This is a genomic window from uncultured Lawsonella sp., assembly GCF_947252745.1.
GTDB lineage: Bacteria > Actinomycetota > Actinomycetes > Mycobacteriales > Mycobacteriaceae > Lawsonella.
Window position 1 is genome coordinate 1 of sequence record NZ_CAMXWW010000009.1, and the last position, 15,865, is coordinate 15,865.

Here is a 15,865-nt window from a genome sequence, read left to right on the forward strand (position 1 = left end):
GAGCGCTTCCCTGACACGGAAGAGGTCACTGGTTCGATCCCAGTATCGCGCACCAGTTAATATGGCGGCCGGATGGCCGCCATATTACTATTTTGCTCCATCGACCCTAATACTCATGCGGTGCTCAATCTGACCGCTACCTGCCAAAGACAACATCGCGATGTCCTTTACACTAGATCTATGACTGAACTTCCCCCTGCTTCTTTCCGTATTCGCCCAGCGTATGATACTGACGTTCCCGCTTTGCGAAAACTTGCCTGCGAGACATTCCCGATGGCCTGCCCGAGCTCCATCACTGCGGAAGATATCGCCAAGCATTGTGACTACCAGTTCAATGAGGAGCGCCTCCGCAATCATCTCACCAACTTTGCGCACTACCTTGCGGTCGCAGAAGATACCCAATCCGGACAGTTGCTGGGGTATCTGCTCTTAATAGCAGGGGCAGAAATGGATCCCGCGGCCTATGAAAAGCTTCGCGTTCGACCCTCTCTTGGCGTCGACAAACTCTACGTCCGCGCGGAGTATCACGGTTCAGGGATTTCCCGTGCCCTCATGGACCATGCTGTTGAACAAGCTTTTAACTGTGGCTACTCAAGTCTCTGGCTAGGAACTAATTCTGAGAACAAGCGCGCTCTTCGGTTTTATGAGAAACAGAGTTTTGAGATCGTTGGGTCGCGCACTTACTACGTTGGGACCACCCAAAACGATGACGTTGTCCTGGAGAAACTCCTCGTAGCTGCACCGCTTGCCTAATAGCTAGCACTACACTGCTATACGACAGCGTCCAGTAATACACCATCCACCACCATCTCACTGCAAGGATAAGGAATGGCATTACCTGCATCCCTCTCAGCCGCTACGGAATGGGACAAAGACTCCCTTAATAGGGTGTTGACCGTAGTGTTCTGGCCGCTGACGGTGCTGGTCATGGTGCACAAAGTCTTCATCCAAGCGGTCAACGGCTATGTCACCAATGATTTTGCGCCGGTGTACACGGCGGTAACAAAGTTCCTCGCCGGGCAGCCTGTCTACACGGACAATTACAGCTTTACCAACCCTCATTACCTCTACGCTCCCTCAGGGAGCTTGTTGTTGAGCCCTTTTGGTCTCATCGGTAGTGAAACTCTGAGCCGCTGGCTCTTCATTGGCTTTAACGCGGTCTGTATTGTGCTGGCATCTATGCTGCTGGTCAAAATGTTTGACTACAGTCTGCATGGTTGCGCTCTCCCCTTGGTACTCTTTTTCAGTTTTCTCTCCGAAAGCGTAACAAATACGCTGGTATTCAGTAACATCAACGGCGCGGTTTATCTGTGCGAGGTTGGATTCCTCTACTTGCTACTGCGGAACAAAAACATGTGGGCAGGGGTACCTCTTGGACTTTCCTTGGCCATTAAACCGATGCTGGCACCACTACTTCTCCTCCCGCTGCTTCTGAAACGATGGCAGCCTTTTATAGCAGCTCTCCTCATCCCCATTATTCTCAATGGAATTGGGTGGGTCCTATCCGCTGATCCGGCCGCATATTGGACGCGGACATTCGGCTATTTGGGAGAGGTGCGAGACTACTACAACAACGCCATTGGGGGTTGGCTCGCCTATTGGGGTGCCCCCGAACCTCTCGTGTGGATTGTCCGCTGTGTCGTCATTCTTCTTGGTTTGGCAGCAATTATTCTGCTTCAGCCTTACCGCAACATCGACCTTCGCCTATGGCTGGCCACCACCGCCGGAACTGCACTACTCATTGCATTTTTGGGAGGTGCGCTTGGCCAACGCTACTACTCCATCATGCTAATCCCAATGGTCATGACGATCGTTAGCAAAGCGAGCTTCCTCCGAAACTGGCCAGCATGGGTGGGGATATATCTGGTGTTGGAGGGGTCCAGTTGGTACTCCACCCGCTGGTATATCTACGGTCGCTGGATTGAATACAGCCGTGCAACGATCGGTTGGCTGCTGCTGCTCATCATCATCTTTATTGTCGGGCTATGGCGCTATCTGGCAGCACAGAAAACGCACGATCCTGACTATCCGATGGGGCGCGCCGCCCTGTTCTAAGGCAAACTCCCGCCTAAACTCACTCAGACTCGGCGCGTCAGCTGGGATTCTCCCGCCAGTGTTTTAGCGTAATAACCGTGATCAGCGAAGAATCCAGCATCGAGTCTGCCGCTTTCGATGAAGCGATTGACTCCCTCAAACACGCCCAGTTGCGCCGCGAGATTGAAGTGGGACCGATCCGTCCACCGCAGCGTCTTGCGCCGCTGAGCTACGCCATCGGGTTAGAGGTTGCCCATCCAGAAGAACTGATCGTTCCTGAGCAAAGCGAAGGCGATGCTTACGGCCGATTTATTATACTGTGTGATCCCAGCGGGCAAGACGCTTGGAATGGGACAATGCGGATTGTCACTTATATCCAAGCAGACATGGATGCAGCAGTCGCTGAAGACCCGATGCTCACAGAAGTCGCATGGAGCTGGCTTGTTGATGGTCTGCATGAGCGCGATGTGAAATTCTCTATGCTCGGCGGTACCGTAACCTCTACACACTCCGTCCGCTACGGCGATATCTCCGGACCTCCACGCGCTTATCAACTGGAAATGCGCGCCTCATGGACAGCAGAGAACACTGACATAGCTGCCCACGTAGAAGCGGTCGCAGAGACTCTTGCCTTTGTTGCTGGGCTGCCTCCCGTAGGGGTTACAGACCTTTCCGAGCGCCGTTAACACTACCGTGTCAGAGCAATCTCCCACACCGCCATCCCCGAACATCGATCGGGCACCAGCTGTTTCTGTCACTACTCCTCGTGATGGGCTACCGCCTTTACTTTCCACGCCTGCAGAAATCTCCGACGCTGCGGCTACTCTCGCAGCAGGCTCCGGCATCCTCGCTTTGGATACCGAACGAGCAAGCGGTTTTACGTACTCCCAGCGAGCGCAGCTCATCCAACTACGACGTAACGGGGCAGGTAGTTTTCTTATCGACCCAACACATTGTGCAGATCCAGTAACGGACCTTGCTCCATTGGCAGCCGTCATCAACCCTCTCCCCTGGCTTCTTCATGCTGCTGACCAGGATCTCCCCTGTCTCCGCCAGCTGGGGCTCAAACCACCTCAACTCGCCGACACTTTAGTGGCGGGACGTCTTCTGGGATACCAGAAGTGTAATCTCGGGCACTTGACGGAAGAGGTATTGGGACTACATCTCAGTAAGAGCCATAGTGCAGAGAACTGGTCTCGTCGTCCACTACCAGAGTCGTGGCTTAACTACGCAGCTCTTGATGTTGAGTATCTCATCGAGCTTTGGGATGCACTCTATGCGGAGGCACACGACCGAGGCAGAGATGAGTGGATACGCCAAGAGTGTGAATTTGAGCGGTGTAAACCTGATCCTGCACCAAAACAGGATCCGTGGCGCAGCACATCTCGAATTCACATCTTGAAGAACAGACGCGAAATGGAGATCGTTCGCCAGTTATGGATATCCCGCGATAAATTGGCCCTCCAGAAAGATATCGCTCCCGGTCGGCTTCTTCCGGATCGTCTCATCATTGCCCTTGCGGAGCAGAAACCAACGACTGAAGCGGAACTCAAACGCGTAAAAGGAACTCAGCGAACACGTCAGCGGTCTCGCTGGCTGGGAGCTATTAACGGTGCGCTAGCGGTTCCCGAGGAGAAACTTCCTGCTTTTCGACTACATGCTGGCCACAGCATTCCCCATCAAAGCCAATGGAAACGGCTCAATCCAGCGGCTGCCGAGAATCTCACGCGATGCCGTGCTGTCACTGATGAGATTGCCCAGCAGCTCGCCATTGATGCACAGGATCTAGTTGCTGGGGAGGCATTACGAACCCTCAGTTGGTCTCTCACTGAGCCAACCCCTCCACCAAGCGTGACAGAAAGCCTACGCTCCTCACGGGCTCGTCCCTGGCAGATAAGCCAGATAGCGGTGCCGTTGTCTGAGGCGCTGCACTTTCCCCTGCAGTAACCCTTGCTAAGTAAAACTTCCGTGGCGGAGTCGCTACTGGCAGAATTCGCGCACTCGCTTTCTCCTCCGCACCACTCCGCTAGCTAGTGAGGTGACGGAACCAGTCCTGCATACGCTCAGCGGCGCTCTCTGCATCAAGTCCACGTTCTTCAAGCAACGTCTTGCGCGTTCCCACGGGAAGAAACTCTTGTGGGAGGGCAATCTGGCGGAGCGGGACATCGCATTCATGCATACGCAGAGCATTGCCCAAAACAGACCCAATGCCGCCATTAATGCCATTGTCCTCGTAGACAACAACCATTTGGTATTGACAGGCCTGCGCAAGAATGGAGGCCGGTATGGGGAGTATCCAACGAGGGTCCACAACCGTTGCCTGGATACCTTGTTCCGCTAGCTTGTGGGCTGCTGCAACAGCTCGCCGGGCGAAGGTTCCCACTCCCACAATGAGAATGTCGTCACCATATTTGCAGAGAATATCGACACCATCGTCGGTACGTTCAAGCGCATTGAAGTCATCAGTGACGATCCCCTTGGGGTATCTTACGACCGTCGGTCCGTCTTTAGTCTCAATTGCTTCCGCAATTTCCTCACGAAGACGTTGTGGGTCGCGCGGTGCGGCTACGCGCATCGAGGGAATGATGCTCATCAGCGAAAGGTCCCACATTCCATCATGGCTTGCGCCATCGGGTCCCGTTACACCCGAACGGTCAAGCACCACTGTGACGGGCTGCTTAATGAGCGCTACATCCATCAAGAGCTGGTCGAATGCGCGGTTCAGGAAGGTGGAGTACAGCGCCACTACTGGGTGTTTCCCACCGAGGGCGAGTCCACTTGCGGAGGTAATAGCATGTTGCTCAGCGATACCGACGTCGAAAAAACGTTCCGGATACTTGTCGCGGAACGGAGCTAATCCAACAGGCTCTGCCATTGCGGCAGTAATAGCTACGACCTCGGGGTGCTCAGCTCCAATGCGGAGCATTTCACGGGCAAACACTGCTGTCCAACCGGGCTTACGGGGAACCAGGCAGACACCTGTCACAGGATCGATTGCGTCCGTGGTGTGCATGTGATCCCGCATGTCGTGTTCGGCAAATGCGTAGCCTTCGCCCTTACGCGTCACCGCATGGACAATGACCGGCCCATCAAAATCTCGGGCACGTTCAAGGGCCATCTCCATGGACCGCTGATCATGGCCATCAACAGGACCGATGTACTTGAGTCCTAGGTCGCTATAGAGAGGCTCGGGAACAACAGTGTCTTTGATGCCGGTCTTAAAACCATGCAGCAAAGAATAGATGAACTGCCCCAGCTTTCCTCGCTTTTGCAATTCTTTCTTCGTTTGATCCATGGCCCACTCGTATGCGTTTTCGGTCCGCAGACGAGTGAGGCGCTCAGCGAGGCCACCTATGGTAGGCGCATAGGAACGACCATTGTCATTGACCACAATGGTGAGTGATGTGTGCTTGTGCTCGGCGATATTGTTGAGCGCTTCCCACGTCATGCCGCCTGTAAGCGCTCCATCTCCGACCACCACAACAATATTGCGGCGGGTTATGCCGTCGATCGCGAAGGATTTTGCTAGACCATCGGCGTACGACAATGATGCTGAGGCATGCGACGATTCCACCCAGTCATGTGGGCTTTCAGCGCGGCTTGGGTACCCGGAAAGTCCACCTGCCTGACGCAATGTATCAAAGTAGTCGCGTCGCCCGGTGAGCATTTTATGGACGTAGCTTTGGTGTCCTGTGTCGAAAATGATGGCATCTTGCGGCGACTTAAAAACACGGTGAACTGCCAGCGTCAATTCGACCACACCGAGGTTCGGACCCAGGTGACCACCAGTATGCGACACATTATTGATGAGGAATTGACGGATCTCCGCCGCTAACTCCTTCATCTCTGGATAACTTAACCCGGTAAGATCAGCGGGTTCATTGATGTGCTCCAGAATAGACACAGGTGGCACCTCCTTCGGATGAACTCGTCCGGGTGGGACTCATACAGTCTAGAGTAGACGCCTTAACAGGGCGAAACACTCCATGTGCGGGGTATTCGGGAATCCATCAAAAACCTGCAGTTCAGATAAGGTGTAACCGTTTTCCCCCCAGAGTTTTATGTCTCGAGCAAAGGCCGCTGCATCACAGCCAAAATGGAGGACTGTGCGCGGTGCATGCAGTGCAACGGCAGAAATCACGTCTTTACCTGCCCCCGCACGGGGAGGGTCGAGCACCACGGTAGCGGGCGTCTGGTAGTGAGAAGCAATGTCTCCCTTCAGCCACCGTCCGACAGAGCTCTCTACCATCAAAACTTCTGGTCCATCCGAGTCGAAAGTGGCATTTCCTGCTGCTACAGCGGGCCCAGCAACATCCACCGACACGATCGGACCAGGCTGGGATGTAGCGAGAGAGAGTGCATGAGCAAATACTCCGCATCCGCCATAGAGATCCCACGCAACCTCACCGGTATCAAGGTCCGCACGGTCACGAATTAGCTCGGCGTACGTAGTGGCGGCGCCACGGTGGGCTTGCCAGAAAGCCTCTGCAGGTAGGTGCCACTCTCTCCCTAGAACGCGTTGACGAGCGATTCCCGATCCCGCCAGCACCCGTCGCTGGTGCACCTGCTGAATCCGTGCACGCCGAGAAGTTGCACGTGCGCGGCGAGATGCCTGATAACGATCCTCGTAACGTGTTAGAGCAATGATGTGCCGTTCTCCATACGAATCTGCGGCCAGCACGAGTTCCGAGTTTGTCCCCGCAAGTGAGACGACGTCATCAGCAATTCCCCATTCATCGGGAGAACCGGATAAGAGTGGAACCACCTGTGAGCATTGCTGCGAAATGACCTGATGTGAATGCGCTGCTCGTACACCAACGTCTCCCCCGCTGGTGATACTCAACCGTTGTCGTACTCGCCACTGCGTAGCAGTGCGCGTGACGTTGTCCGACAGCACGCTAACATTTCCCCTCCATGGGATGTCCTCTACCGCACCCAATCCGTGGAGGAGGTCCTCGACGATTTGAGCTTTCATCTCCCGTTGGAGACTAATCGCTGCGGAGTCCCAGCTACAGCAACCTGCACCCGCGGTAGCCGCAGGACACACATGTTCGCCGCGTTCTGGATGAGCCGCATGGATATCGATCACATGTCCGCGCGAAAAGGACTTCTTGTTCTGGGTGATCTCGATGGTGACGTCCTCGCCGGGGAGTGCTCCCGAGACGAAAATGACTCGCCCTTCATAACGAGCCACCATTTCACCACCGTGTGCAGGGCCTGCACAGGTTACGCGGATGCGTGAACCAACCCCAGGAGCGGAGACGGCTGGCCCGTCTTGCGGTCTAGCGCTCACCTTCATCTCCTTCGGGGGTTTCTGGGGTAACCACAATGACGTCCTCGCGGGCGTCGGCTGCGGCGCCTACCGCCTCCATATCGAAGTGATTCTCGTCGAGGAGGAATGGAACGACGGTAACAGATACGCCCGGCTCACGCACCAACCTCTTTAGCATGAGGTTCGTTACTTCGTTATGGGCAATAGACTCCCACCAGTGTTTTACCACCAACTGTGGAATATAGACGTTCACCACGTCGCGAGGATTGTGTGCCCGAATTCGACGAATGTAGCGAACTACTGGGCCGAGAATTGTCCGATAAGGGGCCTCTAAAACTTTCAGAGGAATATCCATTTCGGACTTTGTCCACGCTTCGACGAGCTTTCTGGTCTTCGCATCATCAATATTGACGGTGATAGCTTCCACAGCATCTGGCCGGGCAGCACGCGCGTAAGCCAAAGCTCGACGAGTTGGAAGGTGTAGGCCAAAGACGATGACGAGTGCATGAGTTCGGGATGGCGCCATCCCCTGCCAACGCGCATCAGCGAGACGCTTCTTTACTTTTGCGTAGTGCCGACCGAAGGAGAGGAGGACGAAGGTAATGATAACGATAGCGAGGATCGAGGCCCATCCACCTCGGATGAACTTAAAGATCACCGAGAGCAAGAGGACCGTTGCGAGCAGAAGAGCAGTAATAAGTGCCAGTGCCATACCGCTTCGAGCACGCGCAATTTTGCGGGGGGTGCGTGCCGCTCGCAGGTGACGTATCCAATGTTTAACCATCGCAATCTGGGCGACAAGAAAGGCCCAAAGGGACCCTAATGCGTAAAGCTCGAGCAGGCGCCGTGGTTGCCCATTAGTGAGCGCAAGCGCCAATACCACCAGAATAGCGAGAGAGAAAATACCCCCGTTGTGCGTGAGACGGCGACCTCGGTAGGAAAGGAACTGCGGTAGGAAGCCATCCTTTGCAACGTGCATCGTTAGTGAGGGGAAACTGATGAATACCGCAAGGGCAGCGACCATAAGAACCAGCGCTGACGCCAGCATAACTACCCATTCCATGAAGGGGTAGTCCGGGAACACCGCGGAGGCGAGCTGTACAAGCAGGGGTTGTTGCACATAACCGGCAGGCGAGCCCGGAAGTTGACGAAGTGGGTCACTAACAAAGGAGACTTGGCTAGCCCAGGAAAGTACCACCACTCCCACCAGGAGTCCAAAGGTAGTCGAAGCAGAGAGAGCCAAAATTCGCGAGGCATTTCGGTTCTGTGGCTTGTTGAGAATCTCCATCCCGTTGTTGACGCTTTCAACACCGGAAAGTGCTGTGGCACCAATTGCTATCCCGCCTGCTAGCAACATAAGCACAGCTTCAGCAGGTGCGTTAGAGACCCCGCCTGCGAAACTCGCCGAAGGTGTCAGACCATAGGTGCCGGACACTGCCACAATGGAGTTACCCATGGCAGCTCGGACTGCTCCACCCACCAGCAGGACAATGAGGACGAGAATGAAGAAGCCGGTGGGTAAGAGGGTCGCCCAGGCGGAATTGGCATAACCACGCATACTGACCCAGAGAAGAATAACCAGGATGCCTGCCGCGATGAGGGGGGTGTAAGGCATAACACCCGGTGTAATACCGGCAAACATATGCACCATCATGCTCAAACACAACGCCACGGTGAGGACGTAATCGACCATAAACCCAGCTGCTACGCTAGCTGCAGTCCGGTAGCCCAAGTTGTGTTTGACGACCTGGTAGTCGCCTCCCCCACCTGGGTAGATGCGGATAATGGTCTGCTGCGCACCTACCACGAGGAGAAGGAGGAACGCGATGGCCAATCCAACACCTAGCCCCCACGTGATGGCGGAAGCACCCGCAACTGCCAACACCATGAGAACAAACTGGGGGACGTACGCGACAGAACTCAGCATGTTCGCAGTAAATAGAGACGCCGCGAGCTGATTGGGAAGGAGAATCTGATGAGACTCATCGCTACGAATTCGGGAGCCCAAAAGCAACCCTTTTGCGCGGCGTGACAGATTCATCATGAGTTTCCCATCAACAGATTTCAGTACTCGAGCCTATCCAGAGTTCATGTAGCGATCCGCTGGCTAAGCAGTTTCTCAACTTTAGAATATAGGTTAGAAGCTACCAAGCGGGGTGAATCCCCAGCGATCATCCAGAGGAGAGCACTGTGTTCGTGGTGATTATGGGCTGTGGCCGTGTGGGTCGCTCGCTCGCAGCAAGAATGGAAGCTCTCGGCCACAATGTCAGCGTTATCGATGTCAAGAGTGAAGCTCTTGCCAAACTAGGTAATGATTTTCACGGTAAACGTGTACTGGGACAGGGATTCGACCGGAATGTTCTCACCGAGGCGGGAATTACTGAAGCGGACGCTTTCGCGGCGGTATCGAGCGGTGACAACACCAACATTATTGCTGCTCGGGTAGCTCGTGAAGAGTTCAATGTGGACCGGGTGATTGCTCGCATCTACGACGGGCGCCGAGCCGAAATCTACGAACGTTTGGGCATTCCCACCATCGCGACTGTGCCTTGGGCAGCGGACCGTTTGCTCCACATGATCACTGGGGAGGGTGTGGGCAGCACACTCTCCGATCCATCCGGACAGATTTCTGTCGTGGAACTGGTTCTTCATGTCGATTGGGTGGGCAAACCGCTCAGTGAATTGGAAAAAGCTACTGGAGGTCGCTGTGCATTCATTGTGAGAGCGGGACGGGCCGCTATCCCCACATCACGGACACGCATTCAAGCTGAAGACCATGTGTGGCTATCAGTACTGAGCGAGAAAGAGCAGCGCGCGGTCGCAATTGGCAGAATCGCGCCACAGGAGGTGGAAGTCTAATGCGAATCGCAATCGCCGGAGCAAGTGGTGTCGGTATCTCCATTGCTCATGAACTCGTCAAAAGTGGGCATTCCGTGTTTATACTCGAGCCGGATGAGGCCAGATTACGGCCTCAACTCATTCCAGACGCCCGCTGGGTTCACATGGATGTTTGTGAGGTTCGTGCGCTGGAGGAGCTCCGGCTGGAGAAGTTTGATGTCGTCGTCGCTGCCACTGGAGATGACAAAGCTAACCTCGTTTTGAGCTTGCTAGCGAAAACGGAATTTGGGGTTCCTCGGGTAGTTGCCCGTGTTAATGACGCTCGCAACGAGTGGCTGTTTGATGAGTCGTGGGGGGTGGATGAAATGGTGTCTACGCCGCAACTACTGGCGTCTGTCGTAGAGCAGGTGATTAATGTCGGTGAGCTGGTACGGCTTATGCCGCTCCGCAGGGGAGACGTGGACCTTTTAGGAATTCGTCTCCCCAGCCGTACACACTTGGCGGGGAAGAAAGTTGGGCGGTTCCATTTCCCTCGTGATGGGGTTTTAGTTGCTATTGTGCGCGATAACAACGTCATTGTGCCGAGGCCGGATGATGCCCTCGAACCCGGTGATGAGCTCCTCTTCGTTGCGAATCGTTCGGCGCAAGAAGAGCTCGCCGCACTCGTGTGCCAGAACAGTCCCAAAGCTGTCAATGACACCTACGAGGCAGCCACAAACGCCGGTACTACTCCGCTGGACTCGAGTGAGTCGAATCTTCTTCACTAGTTACCGTCTCAACCACTGGCGCCGATTCTGCCACGGTCGTTTTTCGTATCGCCCATACGGAGACAACAACAGCCAGAATTGTCAGCGGCCATCCCATGACGATACGAGTGACTCCTAGGGCGGTAGCCGCATCCTCCGCATAAAGCCATTGCTGAACAACAAATCGTGCTGCGAATACAAGTGCCCATGCAAGCGTGGCAAGGTCGTACCAGCGACGGCGATTCTTATCTGCACGCCAATCCTGACCGAGCCCGTTCAATGCGTTCCACAAAACACCAACGATGGGCCAGCGGGCGATCATCGAAATGATGGAGAGAATGGCATAGGCCGCCGATACCCAAATTCCCCAGACGAAATATCCTTTTGCATTACCCATTCGATAGGCGATGAATGCACATAGCGCCACGGTGAAGAATCCAGATACCGCCGGAGTCAGTTTCTCTTTGCGAAACAGTCTGGCGCAGAAGACTACAAGTGCTACTGCGAGCGCTACCCAGATCGCGGGCTGTAGCCCTTTCCATGCATTGACGGGGACAAAGATGAGGACAGGCAAAGTCGAGTAGACCAAGCCCTGCCAGCCTCCCATACGCTCGAGCAAGGTTTCTTCGATTTCCGCCTGGACAGGGTCCTCGGTGTGAGGATCACCCTCTATCCCAGCTGAAGGGAGTGAGGTGTAGTCGTCAGCGGGGTGGGGATCAGTGGGCTCTAGTGCAGTCATGACAGCAATTCGTAGCGTGGATTGTAGATAGCCAAATCTCGCCCATGCAGTGCGACACGTCCCTCGACTTGAACATGCCGTCCGGTGTCTATACCGGGAATGGTGTGACGCCCCATCCAATGAAGCTCAATAACTCCTGAGTCATCATAAAGATGTGCTTCTACGCCACAGGGTGCGTGAGGAGCACTGACTGTCACCATGCTAATTGTCCCAGTGATAGTCACTTTGTCACCGAGCCGACACTCCTCAATAGGGGTAATGCGGTTATGCAGGACATTCATAACAACGTACCTCGAAGGCGGGGGCTACCTGTATAAGACGTTGCAAGTCTAGCGTTCCTGCTAAGAAAAATCCTCATCGCTTCACCACCGCCCAGCTTCCCGGAGCCTTGATCTCCCGGACAGTACACTGACCATATGGTCCGGTCTCTCCTCACTCCCCCCGCACTACCCGAGTTACGGCCGCCCCTGTGTGTTATCGCCCTGCCGGGGACGGGGTTTGACGCTCAGTTTTCGCGCCGAGCCTTCTCCCTGTTAGCTGCAGAGTTATCCGCCCGACTGGTGGCCGTCGATCCTCGACCGGGTCATTTACTGGAAGGATTTCTTGGTGATGTCAATGGCGTTCTCGAGGAAGCCCTCCAAACGGGTGAACGGGTTGTCATTGTCGGCGTGTCTATTGGAGCAATTGCTGCATGCCGCATTGCGTTACACGAATCCCGCCGGGAAAATGCGCTCGCCGCTGGTTCATCACCACTGACAGCGGTAGTAGCGCTTATGGCACCGTGGACTGGAGAGGGGTTTCACACCGCACCAGCAGCACTGTCTGCTGCCGCAACAGCAGCTGCGCTTGACGAGCTAGGGATTGCCAAAGTACGGGCAACAATGGTCGCATCCTCTCCCCATTGGCTATCTGCTCTCCAGGATCCTTGCTGGGAACGATATAGTGACGAGCTAGCGGTGCTTATGCGAGAGGCAGCGGTAACACCCTCCCTTAGCCTTGCAGAGTTCACCCGCATCAGGATGCCGGTGGGGGTGGTATGTGTTGACGACGATCCTCTCCATCCAGCGAGCGTAGGACAAGAATGGGCGGCCGCACTGCACAACAGCGCAACCGCCCATATTTGTTTGTCAGATATCGAGAAGGATGTTGCTATCTTCAGCCGAGCTAGCCTTGCTCTGCTATCTGAGCTGCTTTCTTAAGGACTCGGGACCGTCAAATTGTTGGAGTGCTTCGCCACGATCTGCCGACATACGCCGACGCGCTTGTTCTGCCGCTACCTTTGCAGCTTCCTGCTGTCGAAGCTGTTCTGCTTGGACTTGCTCGAGAATCTCCGTGGGTAGTACCAAAGGAATGGGGGTACGAGCAGGCATCGCGTTCATACCCCGACGGACCACCGTATGAGCAAACACTGTTCGTGCAATTTCTGCAGATTGCTCAGCATCTGCAGCATTGCTGACGACCACCGTTCGAAGCATCCAGCGTGGTCCATCGGCACCGATGAAGCGAATTACTGAGTTCGGTGCAGCCCCTACCACCTCACGTCCCCAGGGACCATCTTGGATAGATACTTTGGCGCCTTGTGCCCGCAGACCATCTGCCAGCTCGGAAGCGACCATACGCCACTGCCCGCCAGACTTCGGTGCTGAGTATGCGTCCATCGTGATATGACCGCTACCTACTAGGATATGCACAGCAAGACTCCCGTCAGCAGACGTTTCAATCTGCAGCTGTGCGTCCACAGGTGCTACAAAGGCATAAGCACCGAAGTCGGCGATCCCCGCACCTTCTTCGTTAGGGTCAAGAAGTTCGGTCAAGCCACCATCCGACTCATCGAATGGCCCCACTCCATGGTCTACCCGTGCCTTATGGTGGTCAGAGGGCGACACGGGGTGGGTAGCGCTATTTCCAGATTCCTCCGGGGACGCTGCTTCTTTTACAGAGCTAGCATCCTCGGTCTGAGGAGTCGGTTTGGCTGTAGCCTTCTTTTTCTTCTTTCCGATGCCAAACATTCGTTAGCTTTCTTCCAGCGTTGAATGACCGCCGGTGGAACCGTAGCCGCCCTCTCCACGGTCAGAATCATCGAGTGAGTCAACTTCGTTAAAGGTAAACATTTCCACGCGCTGGACAAGCATCTGGGCTATACGGTCGCCACGCTTAATGCGAATCGAGTTATGGGGATCGAGATTAATGAGACAGACCTTGATCTCACCGCGGTAACCGGCGTCGATGGTACCGGGGGCGTTCACGATCGAAAGGCCGTTGTGGGCTGCTAGACCAGACCGGGGATTAATGAGACCCACAGTGCCAAAAGGCAATTCAATCGCGATACCGGTGCGTACCAGTTCACGCTGACCGGGTTCGAGCACTACGGTTTCGGCGGAGTACAGGTCGACACCAGCGTCACCGGCGTGCGCACGCACAGGGACGGGGAGCTTGGGGTCGAGGCGGACAATGTCAACGATGCAAGAGTCAGATGTGAGTTCGGACATAGTGTCGAGTGTACCGGCGATTGACACTCGCGCGGGAGGGGTCTCAAAGAGTTTCCCTACCACCGGGATAACCTCGCATTTTGGTGGCTATATGACGGAAACTAATGTTTCTCACATTCGAAAGAAATACGACAAAAGCCACGTAAAGAACTCTCTACGTGGCTTTTTGGGAGAATGGAGCGATAGAACGAAATGCCAGTCTGCTGTGCGAGGAAACGTTTCGCTATCCTGCACAGTCTTGGCACACCATGGTACCGTCCTCTTCGACATAAGCAAGCCGGCTAATGTGCTGTACGAGGAAGCAGACACCGCAGGTGAATTCATCCTTTTGTTTTGGGACGACTCGTACGGTGAGTTCTTCATCAGACAGATCAGCACCAGGCAGCTCGTACGACTCAGCAGTATCGACCTCGTCAATCTCCGCGGAGCCAGCTTGGCTTTCTCCCCGTCCTGCCTGCAGTTCTTCCAGAGAACTACTTTCAAGACCCTCGGCATCGTTATTACGCGGTGCGTCGTAGTCAGTCGCCATAATTGCTCAATCCTTAATCGTCACAATGAGAGACGAGACGGTGCCTATGCACACAAATCGCGGGTGCGATTCGACAACGGCATACTACAGAAAGATATCGACCAATGCTAGCGAACAAGGGGATTTCTCGACATCTTTCTCTTGCAGAGATTCTCGCCATTTGGTTCAAGCTGCTGAACTGCAATTTTCTCTACGAATGAAAAGTGGGCGGCCCATGCTTCCCAAGAACCGCCATTCATTGCCGTAGCTCACTGTGCTCTTGGCCTCCTGCGGGGTGTATGTGGCCGCTGGCTCTAACGACGGTGACGAGATGCGCTTGTTTTTCTTTCGTAAATCCACTTGATTAGCGTGACAATTTAGGCTAGCCTTACCTTTAAATAGCTCAAAAATGGAAATTCTTAAAATAATTTTTTGCATGGAAATATAGTTCCGTATTACGGAAAGTGCCTGCTAAAAGCCTGTGCGGAATCGATCTACCTGCACTTTCCCACCCTCCAAATCTGAGAGAATTATTCCATTTTTGCAAAATCCTGAAAACTCACGCCAATTAGGCAAAGTAGCCACGTCAATTAACCGATAAACGCCAATTCCGAACAGGTAATTTAGGGCACCTCGGCCGTATAGTCTTAGTTATGGTCGAGGTACGAATTCATGGACGAGGCGGACAGGGTGTAGTCACTGCATCCGACCTCCTCGCATTTGCTGCATTTGAAGATGGCCACAGCGCACAAGCGTTCCCGAGCTTTGGCTCCGAACGCACTGGCGCCCCAGTGGTGTCATACTGTCGAATCCGTGACACGGAAATCCGCACTCGCGAACCCGTGCTAGAACCGGATTTGATCATTGTCCAGGACCCAACGCTCCTGGCAATCATGGACGTGTTCTCAGGTCTCAAACCTGATGGATATGCCCTCATTAACTCAACGAAGTCGATTGACGAGCTTGATCTCACTGAACTCGTCGAAAGCCACCTGCCGGGACACATCCATGTCATTCCTGCTACAGACCTGGCTTTCCAATACGTTGGTCGCAACGTCCCTAACGCCGTCCTACTAGGCGCCGTTACGGCTTTCACCGACATTGTTTCTATGGAAGCAGTCGAGAAAGCCATCCGTTCGAAGTTCCCCACCCCTCTTGCTGAAAAGAATATTGCAGCAGCCCAGGCCGCTGCGGAACTTCTCTCTAATGAAGAGGTGAATGCCAGTGCTTAAGCAAATT

The 15,865-nt window shown here is 54.5% G+C and carries 15 protein-coding genes; 8 read left to right on the forward strand and 7 right to left on the reverse strand.

What is annotated here, in order from left to right; translation table 11 throughout:
- Window positions 1-180 precede the first annotated feature (180 nt).
- The 4 genes from Q0X28_RS07460 (at window position 181) to Q0X28_RS07475 (ending at window position 3,981) form a co-directional block, all read left to right on the forward strand.
- Window positions 181-753: a GNAT family N-acetyltransferase gene (locus Q0X28_RS07460; protein ID WP_296237158.1), complete on the forward strand. Its 573-nt coding sequence runs from the start codon at window positions 181-183 to the stop codon at window positions 751-753.
- 75 nt (window positions 754-828) lie between these two features.
- Entirely contained in the window at window positions 829-2,055 is a 1,227-nt protein-coding gene (locus Q0X28_RS07465) for a glycosyltransferase family 87 protein (protein ID WP_296237159.1), read from the forward strand.
- A 77-nt stretch (window positions 2,056-2,132) separates the two neighbouring features.
- Entirely contained in the window at window positions 2,133-2,720 is a 588-nt protein-coding gene (locus tag Q0X28_RS07470; protein ID WP_296237161.1) for a DUF3000 domain-containing protein, read from the forward strand.
- Window positions 2,721-2,727: 7 nt separating this feature from the next.
- The gene (locus tag Q0X28_RS07475) at window positions 2,728-3,981 is read left to right on the forward strand and encodes an HRDC domain-containing protein (RefSeq protein WP_298577363.1); all 1,254 of its coding nucleotides are present in this window, start codon (window positions 2,728-2,730) and stop codon (window positions 3,979-3,981) included.
- A 79-nt stretch (window positions 3,982-4,060) separates the two neighbouring features.
- Here the strand turns inward: Q0X28_RS07475 and dxs are convergent, their stop codons facing one another.
- The 3 genes from dxs to Q0X28_RS07490 are packed head-to-tail and all read right to left on the reverse strand — an operon-like array spanning window position 4,061 to window position 9,233.
- Window positions 4,061-5,932 carry a 1-deoxy-D-xylulose-5-phosphate synthase gene (gene dxs, locus Q0X28_RS07480; RefSeq protein WP_298577388.1) on the reverse strand — a complete coding sequence of 624 codons (1,872 nt, stop codon included), beginning with the start codon at window positions 5,930-5,932 and terminating at the stop codon, window positions 4,061-4,063.
- Window positions 5,933-5,986: 54 nt separating this feature from the next.
- Window positions 5,987-7,327: a class I SAM-dependent RNA methyltransferase gene (locus Q0X28_RS07485; protein ID WP_296237164.1), complete on the reverse strand. Its 1,341-nt coding sequence runs from the start codon at window positions 7,325-7,327 to the stop codon at window positions 5,987-5,989.
- Window positions 7,317-9,233 carry an APC family permease gene (locus Q0X28_RS07490; RefSeq protein ID WP_296237165.1) on the reverse strand — a complete coding sequence of 639 codons (1,917 nt, stop codon included), beginning with the start codon at window positions 9,231-9,233 and terminating at the stop codon, window positions 7,317-7,319. The genes Q0X28_RS07485 and Q0X28_RS07490 overlap by 11 nt, the downstream gene beginning before the upstream one ends.
- Before the next feature lie 263 nt (window positions 9,234-9,496).
- On the opposite strand from Q0X28_RS07490, the gene Q0X28_RS07495 reads away from it, so the two are divergent.
- Window positions 9,497-10,165: a TrkA family potassium uptake protein gene (locus Q0X28_RS07495; protein WP_296237167.1), complete on the forward strand. Its 669-nt coding sequence runs from the start codon at window positions 9,497-9,499 to the stop codon at window positions 10,163-10,165.
- On the forward strand, window positions 10,165-10,911 hold the full coding sequence (locus Q0X28_RS07500) for a TrkA family potassium uptake protein (RefSeq protein WP_296237168.1): 747 nt from the start codon (window positions 10,165-10,167) through the stop codon (window positions 10,909-10,911). Before Q0X28_RS07495 ends, Q0X28_RS07500 begins: the two co-directional genes overlap by 1 nt.
- On the opposite strand, the gene Q0X28_RS07505 is transcribed toward Q0X28_RS07500, so the two are convergent.
- Window positions 10,871-11,629 carry a DUF3159 domain-containing protein gene (locus tag Q0X28_RS07505; RefSeq protein WP_298577367.1) on the reverse strand — a complete coding sequence of 253 codons (759 nt, stop codon included), beginning with the start codon at window positions 11,627-11,629 and terminating at the stop codon, window positions 10,871-10,873. The genes Q0X28_RS07500 and Q0X28_RS07505 overlap by 41 nt on opposite strands.
- Before the next feature lie 416 nt (window positions 11,630-12,045).
- Between Q0X28_RS07505 and Q0X28_RS07510 the strand changes: the two genes are divergently transcribed.
- Window positions 12,046-12,828 (forward strand): alpha/beta fold hydrolase, encoded by a 783-nt coding sequence (locus Q0X28_RS07510; RefSeq protein WP_296237174.1) that lies wholly within the window; start codon window positions 12,046-12,048, stop codon window positions 12,826-12,828.
- On the opposite strand, the gene Q0X28_RS07515 is transcribed toward Q0X28_RS07510, so the two are convergent.
- The 3 genes from Q0X28_RS07515 to Q0X28_RS07525 all read right to left on the reverse strand — a co-directional run bounded on the left by Q0X28_RS07515 (window position 12,808) and on the right by Q0X28_RS07525 (window position 14,647).
- Complete coding sequence (locus tag Q0X28_RS07515; RefSeq protein WP_298577369.1) at window positions 12,808-13,638, reverse strand: DUF3710 domain-containing protein; 831 nt, start codon at window positions 13,636-13,638, stop codon at window positions 12,808-12,810. The genes Q0X28_RS07510 and Q0X28_RS07515 overlap by 21 nt on opposite strands.
- A 3-nt stretch (window positions 13,639-13,641) precedes the next feature.
- Entirely contained in the window at window positions 13,642-14,118 is a 477-nt protein-coding gene (gene dut / locus Q0X28_RS07520; protein ID WP_296237177.1) for a dUTP diphosphatase, read from the reverse strand.
- A 223-nt stretch (window positions 14,119-14,341) separates the two neighbouring features.
- Window positions 14,342-14,647 carry a DUF4193 domain-containing protein gene (locus Q0X28_RS07525; protein WP_296237180.1) on the reverse strand — a complete coding sequence of 102 codons (306 nt, stop codon included), beginning with the start codon at window positions 14,645-14,647 and terminating at the stop codon, window positions 14,342-14,344.
- Between the two features lie 632 nt (window positions 14,648-15,279).
- Between Q0X28_RS07525 and Q0X28_RS07530 the strand changes: the two genes are divergently transcribed.
- Window positions 15,280-15,858 (forward strand): 2-oxoacid:acceptor oxidoreductase family protein, encoded by a 579-nt coding sequence (locus Q0X28_RS07530; RefSeq protein ID WP_296237182.1) that lies wholly within the window; start codon window positions 15,280-15,282, stop codon window positions 15,856-15,858.
- The last annotated feature ends 7 nt before the right edge of the window (window positions 15,859-15,865 follow it).

Bases quoted from the DNA above. Each gene is read 5' to 3' on its own strand.
- Q0X28_RS07460 (WP_296237158.1), top strand. From the start codon at position 181: ATGACTGAACTTCCCCCTGCTTCTTTCCGTATTCGCCCAGCGTATGAT.
- Q0X28_RS07465 (WP_296237159.1), top strand. From the start codon at position 829: ATGGCATTACCTGCATCCCTCTCAGCCGCTACGGAATGGGACAAAGAC.
- Q0X28_RS07490 (WP_296237165.1), bottom strand. From the start codon at position 9,233: ATGCTGAGTTCTGTCGCGTACGTCCCCCAGTTTGTTCTCATGGTGTTG.
- Q0X28_RS07500 (WP_296237168.1), top strand. From the start codon at position 10,165: ATGCGAATCGCAATCGCCGGAGCAAGTGGTGTCGGTATCTCCATTGCT.
- Q0X28_RS07505 (WP_298577367.1), bottom strand. From the start codon at position 11,629: ATGACTGCACTAGAGCCCACTGATCCCCACCCCGCTGACGACTACACC.
- Q0X28_RS07510 (WP_296237174.1), top strand. From the start codon at position 12,046: ATGGTCCGGTCTCTCCTCACTCCCCCCGCACTACCCGAGTTACGGCCG.
- Q0X28_RS07515 (WP_298577369.1), bottom strand. From the start codon at position 13,638: ATGTTTGGCATCGGAAAGAAGAAAAAGAAGGCTACAGCCAAACCGACT.
- dut (WP_296237177.1), bottom strand. From the start codon at position 14,118: ATGTCCGAACTCACATCTGACTCTTGCATCGTTGACATTGTCCGCCTC.
- Q0X28_RS07525 (WP_296237180.1), bottom strand. From the start codon at position 14,647: ATGGCGACTGACTACGACGCACCGCGTAATAACGATGCCGAGGGTCTT.
- Q0X28_RS07530 (WP_296237182.1), top strand. From the start codon at position 15,280: ATGGTCGAGGTACGAATTCATGGACGAGGCGGACAGGGTGTAGTCACT.